The organism is Cohnella fermenti (genome assembly GCF_004801405.1).
Classification (GTDB): domain Bacteria; phylum Bacillota; class Bacilli; order Paenibacillales; family Paenibacillaceae; genus Cohnella; species Cohnella fermenti.
The window spans coordinates 55574-79664 of the sequence record NZ_SSOB01000002.1 but is presented as its reverse complement, the minus strand read 5'-3'; the positions used below and the strand labels follow the sequence as shown (position 1 = coordinate 79664).

The window sequence follows — 24091 nt, the reverse complement described above, 5'->3', positions numbered from 1 at the left end:
GTGCAGCGGTCCGGATTGACAAAGACATGTCCGGATAACACCCCTATACTGAACCTGTCGACGATTAAGCGCTTACAATCAACAATGGGAAAAGAACCGAGGGGGAAGAAACATGAAGACAGCGAAACGAGGATTGACGGGGATCATAGCCGCTTCTCTGCTCCTGGCAGCGGCCTGCAGCAATGAGAGCGGTTCGCCGCAGGAGTCCGGAGCGGGCACGGGAGGGGACACCGCTGGCACCGCTTCGGCCGCGGCGAGCACAGCGGCGGCATCCGCGGACGGGGAAGGGATTCAGCCGATCAACGACGGCAAGCCGGTGAAGCTGGTCGTCAATCTGGGAGAGTATAACCCGTCGTTGAATGAAGAGGCGACGGCCGAGCAGCCCGTCGTCTTCCGGTCCACGCAATTGCTGGCCGACAAGTTCATGGAATTGCACCCGAACGTCACCATCGAATGGGACCGCTCCAGCCCGGCGTCCGGAAGCGACTACATCGAAGGGATCAATCAGTGGATGACGCCGCGGCTGGCCGCGGGCACGGCGATGGATGTCGCATCGAATCTCGCGGGAGCGGCGGTCTTCGGCAACAACGGCTGGTTCCTGGATCTCGAATCTTATCTGGATCAGCCGAACCCGTACGCGGAAGGCAACGGGAAGTGGAGCGAGCTGTGGCCGGATTATCAATGGTCGGCTTCGGGGGTCAAGAACATCAAGGGAGAGACGCTCGGACTGCCGTTCATGGTGTCGGCGGGTCCTCCGACGGCTTACTACTACAATAAAGAGATTTTCGCCGAGCTGAACCTGGAGACGCCCAAGACGTGGGAAGAGTTCATCAACGTCTCGAAGACAATCAACGACGCCGGCTATATCGCCGTCGCTCCGTTCCCGGGCAACAAGAGCATGGACCTGCAGGTGTGGGATACGCAGTTCAGCCTTGGACCGGCCTTCGGCCTGGCGATCATGGACGAGATCGATACGAACAAGGATGGCGCGCTCGATTCGCTGGAGCGGCTGCAGGCGGTCAAGGAAGGCTATTACGATCCGTCCAAGCACGACAATGCGATGGAGATCTGGAGGCAGGTCAAGCGGAAGTACACCGAGGTGCTGCAGAAGGGCTATGAATCGACCGATTACGAGCCGCTGTGGCAGGAGGGCAAGGTGGCGATGCTGGAGGATGGGCTGTGGAGGCTTCCGAACGAGCTCGCCAACACGAAGCGGACGTTCGACTTCGGCATGATCCCGCCGCCGGTCATTACGAAGGAGACGACACCGCTTGTCGGCGACATCTCGTTCACGGAGAAGGGGCCGTACCAGCCGGCGCCGGCCAATTACTTCTCGGTGCTCTCTTCCTCGGTCGAAGCGCACGGACCGGGCACGAAGGAAGCGGCCATTGCCTTCATCCAGTTCCTGTCGGTTCCGGAGAACATGTCGCTTATCGTTCTCGAGAAGAAAGGGGCCGTTCTCGGTTCCGTCCGCGGCGTCGCCGTGCCGCCGGAGCTGGACGATTGGCTGAACAATTCCTTCCCGATTCTTCCGAACATAAGCTGGCTCCCCGCTTCCGAGCCGGAAGGGCGCAAGAACGCCAACAAGACGTTCGAGCAATGGATGAAGAACATGATCTCGGACGACGAGTTCGCCGAACAGCTCAACAAGTATTCCCAGCAGGATGCGGATCAGGTCATCAAGAGCCAGAACATCGACACATCCGGGTGGAACCTCTCAAACTAGCCCCAGAAGGAGTCGCGCACGTTGAACAAAAAGGTGATAATCGGGCTGCTCGTCTTTGTATGCGCACTCGGAGCCGCGACGCTGTTCGACTACGTCCGGTCGCTCGGCATCGACATCGAGCTGTCCGCGCAAGAGCCGGCGGTCGTCCATGCCGATCCGAACGTCCCGGTGCGATTGACGCTGCGCGTGACGAAGGACGGCCGCCCAGTCTCCGGCCATGACATTACCGGTCTGGTCGTCGGAGCCGGCAATCTGAGGGCGGACAAGGCAACGACGGATGCGGACGGCCAAGTCTCGTTCGAGTATTTTCCCTATTCGTATCTGAAGGGGATTCAGGAGGAGGGGCGGGTACGAATCCGGTTCAAGGACGTATCCGATTCGATCTTCGTCGCAATTCAGCAGCCGAAGGACGTCGAGCTGAACGTGCTTAAGCCCGAACAGGCGACGGAGAGCAAACACAATATGAACGACATATTCGGGGAATGAGTGCCATGGAACGAACGCTGCTTCGACGAGTGTGGGACGCCAGATTGGCGTATCTGCTGCTGTCCCCTTTATTTATCGGATTGATCGTCTTCGCCTACTACCCGCCGATCAGCGGGATGTACCACGCCTTCTTCGACTGGAACGCGCTCGGCAAGAAGACTTACATCGGATTGGACAACTTCCGCGAGCTGTTCGCCGATCCCGTCTTCTTGCACTCCATTCCGACGATGTTCCTGATTGTCCTGCCCAAGCTGCTGATCGGCACATTCGTGCCGCTTCTGGTCGCCGAGTTGATCTTCTCCTTCAAGAGCGCGAAGTGGAAGTTCCGCTACCGGATGCTGCTGCTTCTGCCGATGGTTGCCCCAGGCATGGTGTTCATGATGATCTGGGCACGCATCTACGACCCCATCAACGGGCTGGTCACGCTGGCGGGCAAGAGCCTGGGGCTTATCGGGCAGGATCAGATTATCAATTGGCTCGGCGATTCCTCCACCGTCATTCCGAGTCTGATCTTCATGGGATTCCCGTGGATCGGAGGGACGGCCGTCCTGATCTACATGGCCGGCATCATGAATATTCCGAGCGAGGTCATCGAATCGTCCGTTCTGGACGGGGCGAGCGTGTGGAGGCGGATCGCCTCGATCGACCTGCCGCTGCTGATGGGCCAGATTCGTTACTTCTTCGTCTTCGGCCTCATCGCGGGCATCCAGGATTACAACCTGCAGGTTGTCCTGACGGGCGGCGGTCCGGGCTACGACACTTACGTTCCGGGCTACTACATGTACCTGAAGGCGTTCGGCGCCAGCCGGATGGGATACGCAAGCGCCGTCGGCCTGGTCATGTTCGTCGCCATCTTCGGCCTGACGCTGCTGACGCTCAAATACATGAAGTCGAACGACGACTCCCGCGATTGAGGTGATCTTCTATGAATACGGCTAGGCGGATCGTCGTTCGGCAATCGCTTATGCATCTGCTGATGATCGTTCTCGTTATTCTTCTGCTGTACCCGCTGTTTATCGCCCTCTGGATCTCGGTCAAGGACGTGACGGCGTTCAAGCAGCAGCCGTGGCTGCCGACGCTGCCGATGTGGCTTGGCAACTATTCGTATGCCTGGAAGGCCGTCGACCGCTATATGTTCAATACCGTGTTCGTCGGAGCGGTGTCCACCGCCGGGCTGCTCTTCCTGTCTTCCTTGTCCGCTTACGTGTTCGCACGCATGAGGTTCCCCGGAAGAGAGGGCTTGTACATGGCCGTCATCGCGCTGATGATGGTGCCCGGCGTGCTGACCTTCGTGCCGACGTACATGGTCTACAACTCGCTCGGCATGCTGGACACCTACCTGGTGCTCATCATCCCGACAATTATCGGAGGCTCGGTAGGGGGGATCTTCCTGCTTCGCGCCTTCTTCAACGGGCTGCCGGAGGCGATCTTCGAAGCGGCCCGGCTCGACGGCTGCAGCGAGTTCAACGCCTATTGGCGGGTGTGCATGCCGCTGTCGCTGCCGATTCTCGGAACGCTCGCGGTGATGACGATCATCGGCATCTGGAACGACGTCATCTGGCCGATGACGACGATCTCGGACGAACGGCTGTTCACGATCTCCGCGGGGCTGTTCATGAAGTTCAATAACGATTATTCGACGAACGTGCCCGTGCTGTTCGCGGGCTATACGGTAGCCTCACTGCCCCTGATCTTCCTGTTCCTGTTCGCCAATCGCTTCTACATCGAGGGCTTGACCTCGGCGGGATTGAAGCTGTAGCGGCGGAAGGAGGAAGCAGTCGCAGACAACGACAGACACGACAGACAACGACAGACACAACAAGCACGACAGACACAACGGGCGCGACAGGCACAACCGACAAAGACAAGCATTGGAGAATCTATGGAGACTAATCGACACTGGAGCGCCAAGTGGATATGGACGGGGGAGCTTCCCGTCGATCCCGCTGCGGCGCGAACCGAGATCGCCTACTTCCGCCGCACCTTCGACTTCGTGCCGACCGGCGGGCGGCTTGTCCTGCGCGTCTCCGCGGACAGCCGCTACCGGTTGTACCTGAACGGAGCCTCCGTTCTCTTCGGCCCCTGCAAGGGGGACGGGCACGTTCATTACTACGAGACGGCGGACGTGACTGCTCTGCTCAAGGCTGGAAGGAATACATTGGCCGCCAAGGTCGTGCATTACGCCGCTCACGAGCCGCACCGGATGGGAGCGGCCGGCCCCGTCTCCGTCTTCCGCTCCGCGCAGGGCGCCTTCCTGCTGGAAGGGGCGCTGCGCGGGGAGGACGGCCGGGAGACGCCGTTCGTTGCGACGGACGGCTCCTGGCGCGGCCGCCGGGACACTGCCATCCGGTATGAGGAAGGCGAGATGGGCAAGCACTATATGGGCTACCCGGAGAGGGTTGACGGGGGACAACTGCCTCGCGGCTGGACGGCTGTCGACTATGACGATTCCGGCTGGAGCGCTGCCGTCCCGGTCAGCTCCGCCGCGCTGCCGACGACGGGAGAGCTGACGCCGTGGTACTTGACGGAGAGGCCGATTCCGCTGCTGTACGAGGAGCCGCGAAGCTTCGTCGGCGTCATGCGGACGGAAGGGACGGACATCGCGGCGGCGCGCGGATGGTGCGGCGGCGAGCCTCTGCTCGTGCCTCCGGGAAGCCGAATCGCCATCGACTTGGCCGCCGAACGGCTCGTCACCGGATTCCTTCAGCTTGAGCTGGAGGACGGAGCGGGCTCGAAGGTGAGGCTGCTGTGCTCGGAATGCTATGAAGCCCCGCCGGGGCCGAACGGGGAGAGGAACAAAGGGATTCGCGACGATGCTTCGCCGGGACGCATCCTCTTGGGCGATTCGGACAGTTATCGCGTCGCAGGAGTGCCCGAGGCGGAGGGGAGCGGGCGAGGAGCGACGGAGATTTATGAGCCGTTCTGGTTCCGAACGTTCCGCTATGTCCGGCTGACGGTCGAGACGGCGGAGCGCCCGCTTCTTCTGAAGGGGCTGAACTACCGGGAGACCGGCTATCCGCTTGAGGCGGTCGGCGAATTCGAGTGCTCGGAGCCCGAGTTCGGACCTCTCTGGACCATCAGCCTGAACACCTTGCGCAATTGCATGCACGAGACCTACGAGGACTGCCCCTTCTACGAGCAATTGCAGTACACGATGGACACGATGATGCAGGCCGTGTTCACGTACCAGGTCAGCGGCGACGATCGGCTGGCCCGTCGCGCCATTCACGACTTCCACAGCTCCATGCTGCCGAACGGGATGCTGCAATGCCGTTATCCGTCCATGTTCCGGCAGGTCATTCCCGGCTTCTCCCTGTACTGGATCTTCATGCTGCACGATCACTATCGGCACTTCGGCGATGCCGAGCTGATCGTCCGTTACCGTCCGTCGATGGAGCAGGTGCTGGACTGGTTCGAGCGGCAGAAGAACGGGCAAGGCCTCGTCGGCTCCTCTCCGGAAGGGTATTGGTCGTTCGTCGACTGGGTGGCGGAATGGATGGAGCAGTGGGGCGTTCCGACGGCGAGCCGCCACGGCCCTATTACGGTGTACAGCCTGATGTACGCCGCGGCGCTCGACAGGGCGGCCGAGCTCAACGAGCACACGGGTCGGAGCGAGGCGGCGCGAGACTTCGCGGGCAGGGCGGAGCGGGTGAGGGAAGCCGTGCGGGCAACCTGCTTCGCGGAGGAGCGCGGGCTGTTCCGCGACGGGCCGTCCGTCGCGGAATACAGCCAGCATACGCAGATCTGGGCGGTGCTGTCCGGCACGGCGACAGGGACGCTGGCGCAATCCCTTATGCGGAGCGTGCTTGCCGACGGTTCGCTTGCCCAAGTGTCCTTCTCCATGTCCTACTTCCTGTTCCGGGCGCTGGCCAAGTCGGGCATGTACGAGGCTTCGTTCCCGCTGTGGAAGAAGTGGACCGACCAGGTCGCGCTTAGCTTGACGACGTGGATGGAGGACCTGGTCACGCAGCGCAGCGATTGCCACGGATGGGGAGCCGTTCCGCTATACGAGTTCCCGGCGGAGATTCTGGGCGTGAAGCCCGCATTGCCCGGATTTGACGCGATAATCGTCGCGCCGTCCGTAGGTCCGCTGCAGTGGGCCCGCGGCAAGGTGGCCACCCGGCACGGTCTCGTAAGCGTTGACTGGCGGATCGCGGATGACGGGGAGTTCCGACTGACGGTAGAAGCGCCGCAGGGCATTCCCGTCGAGTTGCTGCTGCCGGACGGGAGCAGGCAGCAATACGCCGATGCGTCATTGCCGGTGCAGGCGTCATGCCGGGCGGCGGCCGTCGCTGCGAGGCAATAAGGCCGGAAGCGGGAGCGGGTTGTTGACGAAGCGTCGGGCGGGATACGCGAATTTGGCGCGTTCCTGTCCGGCTCCGGTCGCTCTGCCGATCGTAGACGAAGGCGAGGAGGGATGAGTATTCGACGGGGCCTAATATGAAAGCGTTACCAATTCGGAAAATGGGGTGTTTGCCGGCAATCGATGAAGGGTGAATGGTGGATGTGGATGGGTGCGTCGCTGAAGTATTTTCGAAACTCCGGACCAGGATGGCATGATTCTCGATAATGGAGGCAAGGGACAAATGATGAAAAAAATTTATGTCGGTATCGCGGCACTTATACTGTTGTTCGCTTCTTCAGCTTCGGCCGCTTCTTCGGATTGGTCGCTGCTGGGGGGCGGCAAGGTCAATGGCGAATGGGGCGCGATGAATGTTCAGGATGTCGCAGCGGGTATTCAACTTCAAGGCAACGGTGCCTATGACTCTGCGGAAGGAAGCGCCGTCGGTCTCGTGCTGAACGCGGCCGTCGATGCCGATTCCTTCGAGGCGGAGCTGCAGGTCGACAAAATCGCCGGATTGGGCAGCGAAGGCGCCGACCATTGGTTTAACGTCAACTTGCTCGACAAGCCGTCGTTCTTCTCCCTCGACCATCCGGACAAGGCGCAAGGGGTCGTCGTTCTCATGCGGCCGTACGACGCCAAGCAGATCGACGTGGAGACGTACCTGCTCTCGCCGGGCAGCGGGTTCATGGGACTGGGAGCGACCCGGGTCGATTGGGACGGGAAGCTGCGGATCTCCTTCAGCGCTTCGGGCGAACAACTGACGGTCAACGGCACGGCCATCGAAGCGGACCTGTCGAAGCTTCCGGACGGCCTGTTCGCGGACGGCAAGGCCTACTTCTCCACAGGCGCCTCCTCGCAAGGCGATGCCGAATACGGCTATACCTTGTTGTCGGTCAACGGGGCCCAAGCATCGCTGGAGGCGGGACTGTCGAGCGCAACGAGAGCAACAGGAGCCCCCGCTTCCAACCCGAAGACGGGAGACGCCGGGCTGGGCATCTACGCGGCGATTGCCGCCGCTTCGTTGCTTGCGCTTGTTCTCGCTTCGCGCCGAGCTGTCGGCAAGGCGGGGCAGAAGGCTTAAACGGCGGCAACTACACGCAACAGGAGGGGAAGAAGGATGACGAAGCGAACGTTGAACTTGCGCAAGGCGGCTGCCGTTCTTGCGATTGTGCTGGCCGCCGCATGGACGGCGCCCTTGCCGTCCGCATCGGCGACCACGTTGGACTTCCATTATCAGAGTCCCGCTCTGACGGGAATTGCGGGGCACACGGCGACGGATAGCACCGGCATTCCGGCCAATCAGACGGTATGTTATGCATACGGACTGGGGAGCGGTGCGCTGTCTTCTGCGATTGCCTGGTCGGTCGAGGACTTCACGGGTCTGGTCGTGCCGAGCCCGGCCGGCGATTGGCAGCGGGGCATCGACAACTCCTGGTACGGCTCGAACGCCTGCCAGGCGACGGGAACGAGCATGGGGTTCCAGGTGCATAAGGATTCGAGCACGGACACAAGCCCGCCGGGAGATATTTACGGAATGCAGTTGGCTTACCGGTGGGACTCGTTGAACGTTCGGCCGTGGTCCTCCTCGCTCTACGGAGCGGATGCGATGCTGCGCTTGCAGACCCATTACAAGCTCGGGGCCAGCGACCGTCTGGGCAGCGGAATCGTGCAGTACGGCCAGCTCTTCGTCTCCCTGGCCGATACATCGACCAACAAGTCGATCTGGTACGTCGTCTCGCTCTGGGACAGCCGCGGCCTGCAGGCCGAGACGTTCCTGCAGGACACGGGAGGCACGACGAATTATAATATCGTGACTCACCTGACGGACAATGCAAGGTACGCGACGAAGCATCCAAGCTCGCAATACTCGAACGGGACGGGAACGAACGACTGGTATGGAGCCTACATCACGAAGGAAAATCTATTGAATGCGATCGCCGACCTGAATGCCGCTTATCCGTCCGCCGGGTTCTCGACGGACCCGGACGATTATGCGCTCAACTTCATCGGCTGCGGCACGGAGATGTACTCCCCGTCGGGCACGACGGGCTGGATCGGCTCGTCCATCTCCGATGTGATTGCGTTGACGGAATATTGAGCCGAACGGCGGGGAGCGCTGCTCCTGCGGCAAGGCTGGTCTTCGGAGGAGCGGCCCTGGCGGCCGCTCTCGCGCTGGGCTGGTCGCTGTATATGCTGATTGCCGGCGGCTTGGACCGAAGGGAGAGCCGGCTCGTCTACGCGGAGATTCGGGAGCGATACCGGGAGGCGGAACGGGAGGAAGCCTCGCTGGCGGGCGGAGAGGCGCAGACGGCGGCGGGTCGAGCGGCGGATGAGGCTCGGCCGCTCGCCGGCCCCCCTCCGGCTTCGCGCGTGCAGGCGGCGCTGCCTGAAGCCTTCCGCGAGTTGCTGGCGCAGAATGAAGATGCGGTCGGCTGGATTCGGATCGACGATACGCCGATCGATTATCCCGTGGTGCAAGGGGAAGACAACGAGTTCTACCTGAAGCACGGCTTCGATCGGCAGCAGCGGGCGTCCGGGGCCGTCTTCATGGATTATCGCAACGACCCGGACGAAGCTGCCGGGAGACGGAATCTGGTTCTCTACGGCCACCGAATGAAGAACGGAACGATGTTCAAGGGATTGACCCGGTTTATGGATCGCGGCTTCCGCGACCGGCATCGCGTCATTCGCTTCGATATGTACGGCGAGGAGATCGAATGGGAGGTCTTCTCCGTCTATACGACGGACACCGCCTTCGATTACATTCGGACCTCCTTCGATGACGATCGGGGCTTTCTTGAATTTGCGGCGGCGATCTCGGAGAAAAGCGTCTATCGGACGGATGCGGCAATCGGTCCGCAGGACGAGCTGCTGACGCTGTCCACCTGCGATTATTCGAATCCGAACGGCCGGCTTGTCGTTCATGCGGTCAGGCGGCGATAAGCCGGATTCGCGAGCTACGCCCCGTTCGAAGAGATCTTCTCGAACGCCTTCACGAATTCCGCTGCCGGATACGCGCCGGACAGGCCGAACTTGCCGTCGACGACGAAGAAGGGCACGCCGGAGATGCCCATCGCACGGGCCTTCTCAAGGTCGCGTTCGACCGCCGCGAGGCCGTCGCCATCCTTCAACTGGGTCGCCAGTTGATGGGCGTTCAGCCCGGTATCGGTCGCGACCTCCATCAGCACCTCTTGCTTCGCGATGTCCCGACCGAATTCGAAGTAGGCGGTCATGATCGCCTCGACCCACTTCGGCCGCTGCTCCTCCGGGAGCAGCGCGGTCACGCTGTGGGCGAGCACCGTGTTCGGCATCCGCGTCACGCGGTCGAACCGGAACGTCAGGCCGACGCCGGCTCCCGCCTCCGCCACCCTCCGCAGCATCTCCTCCAGGTTCGCCCCGATTTTCCGCTGCATGGACGATTTGAACGGAAGTCCCTCCGGGGGCAAGGAAGGGTCCAGGAGGAAGGGATGATGGCTGACCGTGATCTCTTCCGCCGTGCGGTCCGCCCACAGCTCGATCGCATCCGCCAGGTTCTTCATGCCGATTCGGCACCACGGGCACACCATGTCGGAGTAAACTTGAATATGCAATGCACTCACCTCGCTGGCGGTTGGGGCAGGACAGCTTCGCCTGGATTCGCCTTCAGTATGACAGACGGAAGCCGAGGATACAATGAGGGAACGGGCTGGTGTGCGGAAGCGGACTTGGGTTGACAATTCCAACTGTAATTGATATTATTACAGTATGAACCGGAGGTGGCGCGGGAGATGAACAGCGAATTCATTATTGCGGTCCACAGCCTCGTGCTTCTGGCGCATCGGGAGGACGGGATGGCGTCCAGCGAGGAGATCGCGGCGAACGTCTGCACACACCCTGCGCGTGTCCGCAAGGTTCTCGGCTGTCTTCGCAAGCTCGGCTACGTTTCGACGAGAGAGGGCTCCGGCGGCGGCTACCGCTTGACGTGCAACCCGACGGAAGTGACGCTTGCGGATGTGTACCGCGCCATGTCGGCAGGTTCGCTGATGCCGAATTGGTGCTCGGGAGATCCGGAGATGGACTGCATGGTCGGCTCGAGCATGCAGGACGTGATGAACTCGGTATTCTGCGGCGCGGAGAAGCAGCTCGAAGCGTACTTCTCCAACATCACGATCGGCGGCATGCTGTCGAACATCGAGCAAGGGCAACTGGATGCAGCGGGAGGAAGAGCGGGCCCGATCATCATATAGAGCTGGCATTAACGAATTTTATTTTCCTAGAAGGAGTGGAGTAACATGGCAGTAGTCGTTACCAAGGACAACTTCAATTCTACCGTGTCCGAAGGCGTATCCCTTCTGGACTTCTGGGCTCCGTGGTGCGGGCCTTGCAAGATGCAGCTTCCGATCGTCGAGGAGCTGTCCAACGAGCTGAAGGGATCGGCAACGATCGGCAAGATCAACGTCGACGAAGAGCCGGAGCTGGCTTCGCAATTCGGCGTCATGAGCATCCCGACGCTGATCCTGTTCAAGAACGGCCAACCGGTCGACAAGCTGGTCGGCCTGCAGAGCAAGGATTCCCTGAAGACGAAGATCCAGAACCAACTGTAAGCGAGCAGTTGCAGGAACGCCCTCCATTCGGCTTGATCGCCGTGCGGAGGGCGTTTCCTTGTGTTCGGCCGTCGCTTGCGTTAACTCAGATCGTCCATTGGCCGTGGGTCACGGCGACGAGCCGCCAATCCGTCCCGTTCGGAACGAACGTCAGGATCAGGCTCTCCCAATCGTGCCCCTCCAGCTTCTTGTCAAACCCCGGAAAATAATACTCCACAAAAGAAGACCCCGGATAAAGCTCCTCTCCGTTGTACGTCATGTTGCCGGAGCTGGCGAGCTTGGCGATCGATACGGCGGTCGCATCGGCGAAGTCCTCGTCGTAGACGAACTTCTCGAAGTAATCGCGGAAGCTTAGCTTAATCGGCTCGCCGGAGCCGTCGTAAGAGCCCCATTCCAGAGCGCCGTCGTCCTTGAAGGACGGGAACCGATCGGCCTGGAACACGCGGTCCGTGTCGTTCATGTGCGGGTAAGGGGAGAAGCGCAGCCCGTGGGCGGAATCGGTCCAGGACGCCAGGCGAGCGAGATCGCGGTCCCGGAGCGCGCCGATCACCTCGTCCGCCGCGGCGGCGAGCGATTGTTCTTCCGCAGACAGCGCGGGGGCGGATGCGGAAGCGGAAGCCGAAGGGGAGCCGGAGCCGCCGGAGTCGGCAGGAGACGATGACTGTGTTGCTTCTGTATTGGCGGACGGGGCGCTGACCGTTCCGGAATTGCCGTCCGACCGATCGGCTGCTCCGCATCCTGCCAATAGAAGCGCAAGAAGACCCGCCGTGAAGAGCGATAGCGTTCTGCGCATCTTGATACATTCCTCCTTCTGAAGCGTTTCGCGATTCTTGCTTTCCGTTTTTCTTTTTTAGACGCAGGTTTGCCCGAGATGTTCCGGTGGATTCCGTCTGGAAAAAAATTTTTGGCGGCGAATCGGAGGAAAAACGCAGGAATCGGGGCTGGTGTTCATGGAAAGTACATAGAGGTGTGGTACAATCCGGGCGCATAGGTATGTCCTGGATTCGTCTTGAAGAGCGGAGGAGGGGATTCGGATGGGGGATCGCAAGAAGCCCGGCTTCGGCAAGCAACTGGCGGAGCTTCATCGTTGGAACGCTTGGCTGGTCGTTGTCCTTGCCGCGAGCGGTCTGCTGCTCTCCTGGGGGGCGGCGCGCGGCTGGCTCGGAGAAGGTCGGGTATGGCTTAAGCAGCTTCATATTTATATCGGCCTGATCACGGCAATTGTACTGGCGCTGTACGGGCCGATGATGAAGCGCCACTTGAAGCAACTGCGCACTCGCCCGCGGCAGCGCGGCAACCTCGTCTTCGTGCTGGCGCTGCTCGTCGGCTGGCTGCTGTCGGGCATCGTGCTCTGGCAGTTCCGCCATCTTCCGCCCCGCTGGGCCAACATCGCCTTGGTTGTTCACGATCTGCTGACGTGGATCGGCCTGCCTTATATCGCCTACCATTCGGCGACGAGATTGCGCTGGATGAGGAAGCCGGAGAAGCGCGCGGTGAGAACGGGCGGAGAGGCCGGAGCGGTTGGCGCGGCTGCGCCCGCCGCGCTGCCGCGTGCGGGAGTCGCCGTCGGGGCGGCGCAAGCGGAAGAAGGGAGCGGCCTTCGCTGGCGCGAGGCGGACGAAGGGACGCCGCGGGGTTCCGCTGCCGGTCGCGCCGCGCCTCGGCCCGTTCCGGCAGAGCCGCAGGCGTGGATGAGCCGCCGCCAGTTCATCCGCTGGTCGGTCGGCATCGCAATCGCGGCCTCCGTCGCGCCGCCCTTCCTGCGGTGGATGGGCGGCACGCTGCGCGATCTCGGGCCGTCCGCCTCGGGAGGCATGTCGGCGGACACCGACCCGAACCGGATGCTGCCCGCCCCCGAGCCGCTGCCGGATTCGGCGAGCGTCGTCGGCGGGGGAGCGCAGGGGCGCTTCCGCGTGTACACGGTGACTCCCTTGCCGAAGTTCGATTCCGCGAGCTGGGCGTTTACGATAGACGGGCTGGTCGAGCAGCCCGGCAAGTGGAATTGGGAGGACTTCCTGCAGCTTAAGCGGACCGTCCAGGTCAGCGACTTCCATTGCGTGACCGGCTGGTCGGTGTACAACAATACGTGGGAGGGCATCCCTCTCGCACAGTTGCTTGCAGCGGCAGGAGTGAAGTCGAAGGCGAAGTACGTGAAGTTCTACTCCGGAGACGGCGAGTATACGGACGCGCTCTCGCTGGAGCAGGCCATGATGGAGGGCGTGCTTGTCGCTCTGCTGCACGACGGCAAGCCGATCCACCGCGATTACGGCGGCCCGGTCCGGCTCATCGTGCCGAAGATGTACGCCTACAAGTCGGTCAAGTGGCTGGAGCGAATCGAGCTGATCGAGGAGCCGCACTTCGGCTACTGGGAAGTCCGCGGCTACGATAACGATGCCTGGGTGTGAACGGGAGAAGGGGCAGATGAGTCGTGGCGACTCATCTGCCCCCATCATGCCTGCTCGGACGCCTGGAGTTGAGTAATGGTGACTCATCTTGGTGCCTCCACGCGCCTGTCGCCGCTTCAGTTGGGTCGTGGTGACTCATCTGCCCCGTGCGAGCGCCGCGCGGTGCCCGCGCAGGCAGCTTGCCTACTGCGCTCCCTGGTGCGTTGCGCCTCCGGAATCGCTCGCTTCCAGCCGGGCCTTCCGCATCAGCCCTTCGCCCTCGCGCTGGAGGCCGGCGAGCATCGCCTCCACCGTCGCTTCGCCGCGCAGCACCTTCCGGACGCCGCGATCGACGAGCTCGTCGAACGGCTCGTAGAAGCTGGTCGGCACGTCCGCCTCGACTTCGCTCGGCAGCGAGTTGGCCGGCAGCTTCCGATAGAAAACACGATAATCCTCGTCCCCGCGCCATACAGGGTCGTCCGTCAGCGAGAGCAGCTCCCCGTTGATGACGACCGACGCCTTGCCCATGCGCTCGGAATGGAGATAGTCGATCGCTTCCCAGGCCTCGCCCGGATGCGAGGAGGCGGAGGGGATGGCGAAGACCAGCCCGGTGCCGAACCATCCCGCCCGCGTCGCATCGCCTGCGCGAACCGGTCCCGCGACGACTCCCCAGCGGAAGCCGGGATCGCTTGTCTTGAGCTTCCGCATCAGATCGTCTCCGTCTACGGTCATCGCCGCCATTCCCTTCGCGAACAGCTCCGTCTGAGCCACAGCCTCCGGTCCGTAGTAGACGGTTCCGTCAATCGTCTCGCCTTCGACGTTCTGGGGGCGGAACGTCCCTTCCGCGTAGGCGTCAACGACCATCCGGAACACCCCTCTCCAGCCTTCCGTATCGATCGTCAGCTCGCCGCTGCGCGAATTCACGTATTCCAGCCCTTCGGTATACGAGATTTCCTTCATCAGGTCGAACGGCGTGCCGATCCACTTGACGTGCAGGCCGAATTCGTCCTGTTCGAGCCGATTGTCGCGCATGAATCGCCCGGCCAGTTCGAGCGTATCCTTCCATGTCATGTCGTCCGTCGGATAAGGGATGTCCAGCCGGTCGAACAGGTCTTGGTTGTAATATAAGGCGGTTGTGCTGAAGGTGGGAGAGAGCGCGAACAGCTTGCCCTGCGCGTTGCCCCTCAGGTACTCCAGAACGGCCGGATTGAACCTCCCGAGCTCCATGCCGTTCTGTCCGGCATACGTCTCCAGGTCGCGAAGCCGGCCCGCGTCGGCCAGCTTGCGGTACTCGAAGACGCTCATCAGCATCAAGTCGGGCTTCTGCGTCTCCAGCCATTGCGCCCATTCGGCGTCCGAATAGCTTCCCGAGTCGTCGGGATACTCAAGCAGTTCCAGCGTCCACCCGGGAAAAGCCGCATCGAAGTAATCGCGATAGCCGTATTCGAATGTGAAAAGGTTGGGCGTTCCGATGCGCAGGGTGACGGGTTCGTTGCTCTCCGCGGCCTTCTGGCAGCCGTTCAACGCTGCTGACGCAAGGAGAAGGGCTGCCAATAGAAGGAGAAGGGGAGCGATTCGTCGCGTCGGCTTCATGGGCTTGTCTCCTCCTTGGCGGCGTCTAGCTGCCGCAGCGTCTCCTCGGCTTGTTTATCCAGTTCTTGCAGGAACCGCTCGACGGTCAGCGAGCCGTCCAGCAATTCATGCTTCCGCCGTTCTCCGTCCTGATAAGCCAGATTGAGCAAAGCCTGATAATCGGGCAAGGAGGCGCGCTCCAGACTGGCCAGCGTCAAGTCCGCGTCGTAGCGCGCCTCGTAGAAGCCGGTCTGCACGTCGGAGCCGGCAAGAACGCTTGCCTCCGGACGGACGGTAGGGAGCGCATAAGGCGAGGTGCGGGCATTCCGCTCCGACTGCTCCGGGCTGAGGATGTACTTGAGCAGCTCCCAGGCGGCGTCCGGCTTGGAGGAGCGAGACGGGATGGCCAGGACGTACGGAATCTCAAGCAACTGGCCGCCGGAGCGGGTCAAGTCGTCCAGCGCCGGGGCCGGCGCGATCCCCCACTCGTCGTCGAAGCCGAGCTGCTCGCGCGCACCGGCGAGACTGCTCCCGTAATCGCTCGATTGGAACGTCATCGCGGCCCGGCCGTTCAGGAACGGGTCCAGCTTGTAGAGCTCCTTCATCGCGTAGCTTTGGCCGTTCTCCAGCGTGCCCCCTTCCGCGATCCAGCCGTCGCGATAGGCCTGAAGGAACGACGTCCACAAGCCGGTCCACGCCTCGGAGCCGAGCAAGGATCGGGGAGCGTCCGGCGCATTCGTTCCCAGCCCAAGGCTCCGCCCGACCATTGTCACGTTCCGGGCCAGCCCGGAACGGTAGCCGAAGCCGAGGCCGTAGACCGGCTCCCCGTTCTTCTCCATGCCGACGAACTTGGCGGCAAGAGCCGTCGTCTCGGCCCAGGTGAGCGTTCCTTCCGGCACGGGAATTCCCCGCTCGGCGAACAGCTCGCGGTTGTAATACAGCCCATACGTCGAGAACGTGTCGGTCAGCCCGTACAGCTTCCCGGCACCCGCCTCGCGAATCGTCTCCCGAACGGGGGCGAAGAGGCTCGTCTCCAGCGCGCCGTCACGCAGAAGCAACGTATCCAGATCCGCCAGCAGCCCCTCCGAAGCCAGCTCGCCGACGTAGCCGAGCGGGATCTGGATGAGGTCGACGTTGTTTTCCGCCAACCAGGTCTTGTAGTCCGTCAAGCTTCCCGCCTGCGGAATGTCTTCCGCATACTGGAACCGCACCATAGGGTGCCGGATCGTGAAGGGAGCGCCGTACTTCTGCATGAAGGCGTCGCCTCCGGACGGGTACCCGATGCGAAGCGCCGTCGTCTCCGTCTCGCTGATAACGGGCTTGTTCTCCTTCTCGTCCTTCCTTAGCGAAGCGGACAGGCGATCTCCCAGCTCCGTCCGCAGCAGAACGGTTGCCAGCGCAACGGCGATCAGCGCCGCGGCCGCCAGCGGAATCCATCTCTTGCCTTGCCTTCTCTCCTCCACCGCGATTCTCTCCTTCACTCGCTGTATCGTTCCCATCGAGAAGCCCCCCGTGCCAAGCGGAAGCTCGTCCAGGCGGCTCTCCCAATCGTGCTCCCGACGCTTCATGACAGCTCGCTCCTCTCTTGGCCTGACGACCGCAGGGTCCGGTTCACGGACTCCCGCGCCCGGAACAGCCGCGACTTCACGGTTCCCTCGGACACCTCGAGCAGCGCCGAGATCTCCCGAATGGACAACTGGTGATGGGCGAACAGCAACAGCGCCTCGCGGAGCTTGCGCGGAAGCCCCAGGACAACGTCCCAGATCGCGCGGTGCTCCTCCCGGCGGAGCCATTCGTTCTCGGCGGAAGGGTGGTGCGAAGTCCGGCGGACTTCGTGGGCGAGGAAGCGAACCTTGCGCACCCAGGAAGAGCGCAGGTAGTCGAGTGCGGCGTTCCTCGTGATGGAGAGCAGCCACGGCTTGATCGGGGCTTCCCCGCGATACGTATGCAGGCTCTGATAAGCCTTGACGAACACATCCTGGGCGATATCCTCGGCCGCTTCGCGCCGGCAGGTCAGGAAGAAGGCGTAGTTCCATACGTCCTTCCCGTAGGCGAGCATGAGCTCGTCCAGCGCTGCGTTGCGGTCAAGCCCATCGGTCATATGCTTCAGATAGTCGAACTCCAACTCTGTTCACCTCGATAATGGGACGAATAAAAGTGGGAAAGGTTCCCTATTGGCGAAAAAATCATTGGCGAAAAAAATCGCGGAAAAGAAGCGAGAAGGGAGGAGTAGAAGGAGGGGAAGGAGGAGAAGGAGGAGGAGGAGTCGGCACTGCGGCGGTCGGAGGGGAGCGCACCGCTTGCTATCCAGCAAGACATCCCGTCCTCCAACGTCGCATCCTCTCCTCCAGAGACATATCTCGTCCTCCTGCGCCATATCCCCTCCTCTAGCGCCACATCTCGTCCACCAGCGTCATATTCTCTCCTCTAGCGTCGCATCTCCTCTTCCAGCGCTCTAGCGCACATCCCCTCTTCCAACGCCGCATCCCTCTCTGCGGGCATTATGCCTCTTCTCCCACTCGTTCAGGATGGGAATGCACCGGGAACACCCGGCGGCGGTCGGGGCACGGCGTTGGTCGATGATCGATGGTCGATGATCGGTGGTCGGTGATCGGTTGGCGATAGGTCGGTGGTCGGCGGTAGGTTGGTGCACGAAGGTCGTGAGCCGTAAAGGGAGGTTCCTGAGCGGGCGGGAGAAGAGGCATAAGCGGCCAGAAGGGGGATACGTTCACGACTTTGGCGCGCGGTATCCCAAGGGCAAATACAAAAAAACGCCCCTTGTTGCCCTTGCGCTATCGCCGCGCGAAGACAAAGGGGGGCGGGGAGTCGGAACGATGCTCGGACGGTTAGAGGAAAAAAGTACCCCGGACGGTTAGCCGAAAGTTCTTGAATGGTAAGTCGGAGCGTTTGGTCAGAGCATTCAGTCGGAGCGTTCAGTCCTAGCGCTTAGCCAGGCGCTTAGTCGGAGCGCTTGCCCGGGCGATTAAGCGGGGTGGCGGACTTGGCGCGGTCGATCGTGTCGTTCACGAAGGCCATGTCCTGGTTCTTCGCCTTCATGTTGGCGGTGCCTTTGTAGTTGCCGGCGTGCTTCTGATTCTCCATAGGGGATCGCGCTCCTTCTTGGGCCGAATGGCGGGATAGTGTGTCGTTATCATTGTTCGCTGCGGGAGCTTGAGTTATCCGAAACAGGCGAAGTAGACGAGGGAGCGCCGATTCCGGTATAATGACCTGAGAATTGAAGAGGCGAACGATCGCGGGCGTTCCTCACGCCCAGGCAGCGGTCGCGCTTAAGTCAGGAGTGTACCCAATGCCACTGTCCTGTGGAATCGTCGGATTGCCCAACGTCGGCAAGTCGACTTTATTTAACGCCATCACGCAAGCCGGAGCGGAATCGGCCAACTATCCGTTCTGCACGATCGACCCGAACGTCGGCGTCGTCGAGGTGCCGGACGAGCGCCTCAAGAAGCTCGCCGACATCGTCACGCCGAACCGGATCGTGCCGACCGCGTTCGAGTTCGTCGACATCGCCGGCCTCGTGAAGGGAGCCAGCCGGGGCGAAGGTCTCGGCAACAAGTTCCTCGCCAACATCCGCGAGGTGGATGCGATCGTTCACGTCGTCCGCTGCTTCGTCGACGAGAACATCACGCACGTCTCCGGCAAGATCGACCCGATCAACGACATCGAGGTCATCAACCTGGAGCTTATTCTTGCCGACATCGATTCGGTCGAGAAGCGGATGGACCGCTCGCGCAAGAATATGAAGGGCGGCGACAAGAAGTATGCGGCGGAAGTCGAAGTTCTGGAGCGCATCCACAAGGCGCTGCACGACGAGAAGCCCGCCCGCAGCGTCGAGCTGTCCGACGAGGAGAAGCTGATCGTGCGCGATCTTCACCTGCTGACGATCAAGCCGGTTCTGTACGCGGCCAACGTTCACGAGAGCGAGGCGGCGAACTCCGACTCGAACGAGTACGTCGAGCGCGTGCGCAAGTTCGCGGCGGCGGAGGGCTCCGAAGTCGTGCCGATCAGCGCGAAGGTGGAGTCCGAGATCGCCGAGCTGGAGGGCGAAGACCGGGAGATGTTCCTGGAGGAGCTCGGCCTCAGCGAGTCCGGCCTGGACCGTCTGATCCGCGCGGCATACAAGCTGCTCGGTCTGTACACGTACTTCACCGCCGGCGTGCAGGAAGTCCGCGCCTGGACGATCCGCAAGGGCATGAAGGCGCCGCAGGCGGCCGGCGTGATTCACACCGACTTCGAGCGGGGCTTCATCCGCGCGGAAGTCGTGTCCTACGACGACCTGGTGAACGCCGGTTCGATGAATGCGGCCAAGGAGAAGGGGCAGCTTCGTCTCGAAGGCAAGGAATATGTTGTGAACGACGGCGATGTGATGCACTTCCGGTTTAACGTATAAGAAGCCAAGAAGCGAACAGGGCGCTCCGGATTCCGGCCAGGGATTCGGGGCGCTTCGCATGTCCGCAGAAGCGGGACGAAAAAGATAGGAATACCGCCCCAATCCTATGTACAAATTCATAATTTTGACATAAAGTTAAAGGGTCGAGGGGAGGAATCGGCGAGCTCCAAGACGGCAATCGCAAGACCTGTATTGTTCAATTGGCGGCGCGGTTTTTTTGTCACATTTGCGCAAACGTTTGCACAATCGTTTGCACACATCGCCCGCTAGCCGGAACAAGCGATTCGCTCGAGCGAGCGGATGTCGGGTACACCACTTTTGCTGTTGGAGGAGGTTGGTTTATTTTCCGAGAGGTTGCAGTGTCCCACTACACAGACGAAGGGAGTTCGAATGATTAATGTTGAGAAACTGGAAGACGAGGGCCTTGGCCCTGCTCGCATCCGTCGCGGTCTTCGCGTCCGGAGCGCTCGCGTCCGGCGTCGGCACGGCGCAGGCCGAGATCTCGGCGACTCACGTGTACCACAACCACATGCCGAATTTCTGGCCTTATTACGATACGTCCACATACGCCTCGTCGGCTGTCGGCTCGCAGATTCGCTATATGTACGACGGCCAGGTGATCGATCTGAAGAACAACCCGCCCGCGGGCTACACGTACTTCAACCCGTCGAACGGCAGCGCGCTTCCTCATGACGATCTGGTGTCCTACTACACGCATCACGCCAAGACCGGCGCCTATCTGTACTGGCCGTGGCAGGTGGCCGAGACGCTGAACCAGAACTACCCGAGCGCGCAGATGCAGGTGACGATGTCCGGCGCTGTCATCAATAACGTGAACAGCTTTATGACGACGAACAACGTAAGCGGTTACAGCGATGTCAACTGGTGGCAGCCTTGGCGCAACGCCTACAACACCCTCAAGACCCCGAACGGCAACCGGACGCTCGACTTGATCCACTTCTCCGGCCACCACTCGATGGGACCGCTGACGGGCAACGATTATTTGCTCAAGGATCTGATCTATCAGAATGCGACGCTGGCGCAATCTTACTTCCTGGGCGACTCGTTCACATCCTCCGAGGGCTACTTCCCGACGGAGCTCGGCTTCTCGGAGCGGATCATTCCGGTGCTCGACAAGCTGGGCATCGAGTGGTCCGTCATCGGCAACAACCACTTCTCCCGGACGCTGACGGACTATCCGCTGCTGAACGATCCGGGCAAGGACACGATGGTCTCGCCGCCGAACCGCGCCGATCTGCAGAATGCGAGCACGGCCGGCAGTTGGGTGTCGCAGCAGATGTTCAACGAGCAGCAGGTCGTGTACAACAAGTATCCGTTCGCTTCGACGCCGCACTGGGTCCGTTACGTTGACCCGGCCTCCGGCGAGGAGAGCCGCGTCGTCGGCATTCCGGTTGCGCAAGCGGAATCGTGGGAGGAGGGCTATCAGGGCTCGACGACGGCAACCGCGCTGAAGCCGTTCGAAGGGCTCGTCTCGCAGAAGCAGTTCTTCGTCGTTGCGCACGACGGGGATAATTCCTCCGGGCGCGCGGGCTCCGAGGAGACCTGGCGCAACGCGGGGAACGTCACGTATGCCGACTCCGGGGTGAAGGGCGAGGGCATCAGCGAGTATCTGCTGCAGAACACGCCGGCGGCGAGCGATGTCGTTCACGTTCAGGACGGCTCCTGGATCGACACGCGCGACTCCTCCTCCGACCCGACCTGGTATCACTGGCACTTGCCGTTCGGCATCTGGAAGGGGCAATTCTCCGACTTCAACAATGCGACAGGGCTGAACCTCTCCCCTAAGCAGAACCTCAGCGGAGCCGAAGAAGGAATGACGGTCTCCTTCGAATACGGCTATCACTACCTGGAGCGGAATTTCGCACTGCTGCAGGCGGCCGAGAACTACGCGAAGACGGCGGAGCAGATCTGGCTCGACGATCATCCGAACTACTGGCAGCCGACGACCGCGCTCGACAACCAGGTGACGTACGCGGGCAACCAGTTGAACCCGTGGATGATCTCTTACCCGGTCAAGGGCGACGCGGCCAACGACTATCAAGGCGGCGCGAACCCGGCCGAGCTTGGCTGGTACTTCCTGCTGCCGGCGATGGATTCGGGCTTCGGCTACTACGACGAGAATGTGGACGACAGCGTGAAGCCGACGTTGTCCTTCAATAATTCGCTGTTCTTCACGAAGCCGTACGTTGCTCAGAACATCAGCAAGGACGAGACGGGCCCTTCGGTGTGGTGGCCGCAGCGCTATCCGTACAATCCGGGCAGCGCCAACGTCAGCAAGGCGGAGGGCTGGACGCTCCAGCACTATGACAACACGTTCGGCATCTATACGTACGCCTACGACGTCAGCGGCTTGACCGACATCAAGGTCAAGGTCAGAACACATGCCGCCAAGACGCTGGATGCGAACGACAATACGTTCCGCGTCTACGAGCCGGCCGTGCTCCAGACGCAGGGGGTATCGGGCATCGATCCGGCCAAGGTGAGCGAATGGACGGCTTACCCGATGAACAAGCGGGACCTGCAGCAGGACATCAACGGCGTCGACTGGCAGGCTTCCAGCAAGGCGATGCTCGAAGTGGTGCCCGCGCAGGAGATCGGCGACCTGTACTACACGTACTTGAACCAATACCGCGACCAATTGGTCGACTATTACATCGAAGCGGTCGATGCGGCCGGCAACGTGACGAAGTCCGACATCCAGACCGTGTACGTGGGCGCGGGGACGTATTCCCAGGATGCCGCCGGCAAAATCGTCGAGGACGTCAACGGGACGATCCAGGGGACGCATCCGTTCCTCGTTATCGACGAAGAAGCTCCGACCGTTCCCGCGAACCTCTCGGCTGCGAACGTCACGGACCGCTCGGTCGCGCTGACCTGGTCCGTTTCGTCCGACAATGTGGGGGTGGCCTCGTACGACGTTTATCGCGACGGGGCGCCAGTGGGCTTCTCGACGACGACCTCGTTCGTCGACACCGGGCTTCAGGCTTCGACCGCGTATACGTATTCGGTTAAGGCGAAGGACAGCGCAGGCAACGCATCGGCGGCCAGTACGGCGCTGAGCGTCACGACCCAAGCTCCGGATACGATCGCTCCGTCGGCGCCGACGAACCTGAGGGCGGAGGCGAAGACGGCGTCGAGCATCACGCTGGCCTGGGATGCGGCGACCGACAATTACGGAGTGGAGCAATACGAGATTTACCGCAACGGCGTGCAGGTCGGCACCAGCGCTTCGACGTCGTTCGCGGACGGGAACCTGCTGCCGAGCACAACGTACGTCTACACCGTCAAAGCGGCGGATGCCGCGGGCAACGTGTCCGCCCTCAGCGAAGAGGCGTCGATTGCGACGGAGGCCGGCAACGTCGTTACGGTTTACTACAAGCGTGGCTATGCGACGCCGTACATTCATTACCGGCCGGCCGGAGGAACGTGGACGACCGTTCCGGGAGTCGCCATGCCGCAATCGGAAGTGACCGGCTATAACGTCATGACGATCAACATCGGGACGGCGACCGCGCTGGAAGCCGTATTCAACAACGGAAGCGGCACCTGGGACAACAACGGAGGCCAGAACTACATGTTCCAGCAGGGCGTGTGGACGTACGATGCGGGCACGATCACGGCGGGAGCGCCGACGGGAACGCCGGTCGATACGACGCCGCCGAGCGCGCCGACCTATGTCGCGGCGGCATCGACAGCCTCGACGACGGCGACGGTGTCCTGGCTGGCTTCGACGGACAACGTCGGAGTGACGGGCTATAAGGTGTACCGCGACGGAACGCAGATCGGCACGACGACGGCGACGAGCTACACGGACAGCGGGCTTGCGGCGAACACGACATACAGCTATACGGTGCGGGCGACGGATGCGGCGGGCAACCTGTCCGATGCGAGCGCGGCCGCGACGGTGACGACACCGGCAGCCGTAACCTACAGCGCGACAATCTACTACAAGCGAGGGTACGCGACGCCATACATCCATTACGCGCCAACGGGCGGCACCTGGACGACGGCGCCGGGCATCGCGATGACGGCTTCGACGGATTACCCGGGCTACAGCGTCTACACGGCCGACCTGGGCACGGCGACGAGCATGCAGGCCGTCTTCAATAATGGCAGCGGGACATGGGACAACAACGGAGGGCAGAATTACACGTTCCAGCAAGGCACGTGGACGTACGACAACGGCACGATCACGGCGGGAGCGCCGGTCGTGCAGCCGCAGAGCCTGACGCTTCAAGTGTCGGTGCCGTCGACGACGACAACGAGCGACACGCTGTACGTGTCGGGAACGTTCAATTCCTGGAATCCGGCCGACCCGGCTTACCAGTTGACCCGCAACAGCGACGGCACGTATTCGATTGCGTTCGCCCCCGACGCCGGAACGACCATTCAGTTCAAGATCACCAGAGGCTCGTGGGCAACGGTAGAGGCCGCCGCGTCCGGCGCGGATATCGCGAACCGCTCGTACACGGTGCAGTCGGGTTCCCAGTCGCTCAGCATAACCGTTGCCAAGTGGAAGGATAAGTAGACAGGGGGAATCGCCACAATGTGCAACTTATCCCTCGT

19 protein-coding genes are annotated in these 24091 nt (G+C 61.8%); 13 read left to right on the top strand and 6 right to left on the bottom strand.

The features are described from left to right. Window positions 1-112 precede the first annotated feature (112 nt). From E6C55_RS01985 to srtB, 8 genes are all read left to right on the top strand, one after another. Complete coding sequence (locus E6C55_RS01985) at window positions 113-1726, top strand: ABC transporter substrate-binding protein (RefSeq protein ID WP_136368103.1); 1614 nt, start codon at window positions 113-115, stop codon at window positions 1724-1726. A gap of 21 nt (window positions 1727-1747) precedes the next feature. Then, window positions 1748-2212 carry a hypothetical protein gene (locus E6C55_RS01980; RefSeq protein WP_136368102.1) on the top strand — a complete coding sequence of 155 codons (465 nt, stop codon included), beginning with the start codon at window positions 1748-1750 and terminating at the stop codon, window positions 2210-2212. A gap of 5 nt (window positions 2213-2217) precedes the next feature. After that, window positions 2218-3126, top strand: coding sequence for a carbohydrate ABC transporter permease (locus tag E6C55_RS01975; RefSeq protein ID WP_168735403.1), 909 nt, complete (start codon window positions 2218-2220; stop codon window positions 3124-3126). Window positions 3127-3137: 11 nt separating this feature from the next. Then, complete coding sequence (locus E6C55_RS01970) at window positions 3138-3971, top strand: carbohydrate ABC transporter permease (protein WP_136368100.1); 834 nt, start codon at window positions 3138-3140, stop codon at window positions 3969-3971. 123 nt (window positions 3972-4094) lie between these two features. Next, complete coding sequence (locus E6C55_RS01965; protein WP_136368099.1) at window positions 4095-6518, top strand: alpha-L-rhamnosidase-related protein; 2424 nt, start codon at window positions 4095-4097, stop codon at window positions 6516-6518. Between the two features lie 280 nt (window positions 6519-6798). Next, window positions 6799-7638 (top strand): hypothetical protein, encoded by an 840-nt coding sequence (locus E6C55_RS01960; RefSeq protein WP_136368098.1) that lies wholly within the window; start codon window positions 6799-6801, stop codon window positions 7636-7638. A gap of 36 nt (window positions 7639-7674) precedes the next feature. Beyond that, the gene (locus E6C55_RS01955; protein ID WP_136368097.1) at window positions 7675-8655 is read left to right on the top strand and encodes a hypothetical protein; all 981 of its coding nucleotides are present in this window, start codon (window positions 7675-7677) and stop codon (window positions 8653-8655) included. Beyond that, complete coding sequence (gene srtB / locus E6C55_RS01950; RefSeq protein WP_136368096.1) at window positions 8652-9500, top strand: class B sortase; 849 nt, start codon at window positions 8652-8654, stop codon at window positions 9498-9500. Before E6C55_RS01955 ends, srtB begins: the two co-directional genes overlap by 4 nt. 14 nt (window positions 9501-9514) lie before the next feature. On the opposite strand, the gene E6C55_RS01945 is transcribed toward srtB, so the two are convergent. Further along, complete coding sequence (locus tag E6C55_RS01945) at window positions 9515-10147, bottom strand: DsbA family oxidoreductase (RefSeq protein ID WP_136368095.1); 633 nt, start codon at window positions 10145-10147, stop codon at window positions 9515-9517. Between the two features lie 177 nt (window positions 10148-10324). Here E6C55_RS01945 and E6C55_RS01940 point away from each other — a divergent pair, with 177 nt between their 5' ends. Together E6C55_RS01940 and trxA are read left to right on the top strand one after the other, a co-directional pair. Further along, complete coding sequence (locus E6C55_RS01940) at window positions 10325-10783, top strand: RrF2 family transcriptional regulator (protein WP_136368094.1); 459 nt, start codon at window positions 10325-10327, stop codon at window positions 10781-10783. 45 nt (window positions 10784-10828) lie between these two features. Continuing rightward, the gene (gene trxA, locus E6C55_RS01935; protein WP_136368093.1) at window positions 10829-11140 is read left to right on the top strand and encodes a thioredoxin; all 312 of its coding nucleotides are present in this window, start codon (window positions 10829-10831) and stop codon (window positions 11138-11140) included. Window positions 11141-11225: 85 nt separating this feature from the next. On the opposite strand, the gene E6C55_RS01930 is transcribed toward trxA, so the two are convergent. Beyond that, window positions 11226-11933 (bottom strand): hypothetical protein, encoded by a 708-nt coding sequence (locus E6C55_RS01930; RefSeq protein ID WP_136368092.1) that lies wholly within the window; start codon window positions 11931-11933, stop codon window positions 11226-11228. Window positions 11934-12174: 241 nt separating this feature from the next. Between E6C55_RS01930 and E6C55_RS01925 the strand changes: the two genes are divergently transcribed. Then, the gene (locus E6C55_RS01925) at window positions 12175-13545 is read left to right on the top strand and encodes a molybdopterin-dependent oxidoreductase (RefSeq protein ID WP_136368091.1); all 1371 of its coding nucleotides are present in this window, start codon (window positions 12175-12177) and stop codon (window positions 13543-13545) included. A 183-nt stretch (window positions 13546-13728) separates the two neighbouring features. Here the strand turns inward: E6C55_RS01925 and E6C55_RS01920 are convergent, their stop codons facing one another. The 4 genes from E6C55_RS01920 to E6C55_RS33555 form a co-directional block, all read right to left on the bottom strand. Further along, window positions 13729-15117: an ABC transporter substrate-binding protein gene (locus E6C55_RS01920; RefSeq protein ID WP_136368090.1), complete on the bottom strand. Its 1389-nt coding sequence runs from the start codon at window positions 15115-15117 to the stop codon at window positions 13729-13731. Further along, the gene (locus E6C55_RS01915; RefSeq protein ID WP_136368089.1) at window positions 15114-16664 is read right to left on the bottom strand and encodes an ABC transporter substrate-binding protein; all 1551 of its coding nucleotides are present in this window, start codon (window positions 16662-16664) and stop codon (window positions 15114-15116) included. Before E6C55_RS01915 ends, E6C55_RS01920 begins: the two co-directional genes overlap by 4 nt. After that, complete coding sequence (locus tag E6C55_RS01910; protein WP_136368088.1) at window positions 16661-17221, bottom strand: sigma-70 family RNA polymerase sigma factor; 561 nt, start codon at window positions 17219-17221, stop codon at window positions 16661-16663. The genes E6C55_RS01915 and E6C55_RS01910 overlap by 4 nt, the downstream gene beginning before the upstream one ends. A gap of 833 nt (window positions 17222-18054) precedes the next feature. Beyond that, window positions 18055-18198 (bottom strand): hypothetical protein, encoded by a 144-nt coding sequence (locus tag E6C55_RS33555; protein ID WP_168735402.1) that lies wholly within the window; start codon window positions 18196-18198, stop codon window positions 18055-18057. Between the two features lie 205 nt (window positions 18199-18403). Between E6C55_RS33555 and ychF the strand changes: the two genes are divergently transcribed. Further along, window positions 18404-19504 carry a redox-regulated ATPase YchF gene (ychF, locus tag E6C55_RS01905; protein WP_136368087.1) on the top strand — a complete coding sequence of 367 codons (1101 nt, stop codon included), beginning with the start codon at window positions 18404-18406 and terminating at the stop codon, window positions 19502-19504. A gap of 397 nt (window positions 19505-19901) precedes the next feature. Next, window positions 19902-24053 carry a carbohydrate binding domain-containing protein gene (locus E6C55_RS35170; RefSeq protein WP_136368086.1) on the top strand — a complete coding sequence of 1384 codons (4152 nt, stop codon included), beginning with the start codon at window positions 19902-19904 and terminating at the stop codon, window positions 24051-24053. Window positions 24054-24091 lie beyond the last annotated feature (38 nt).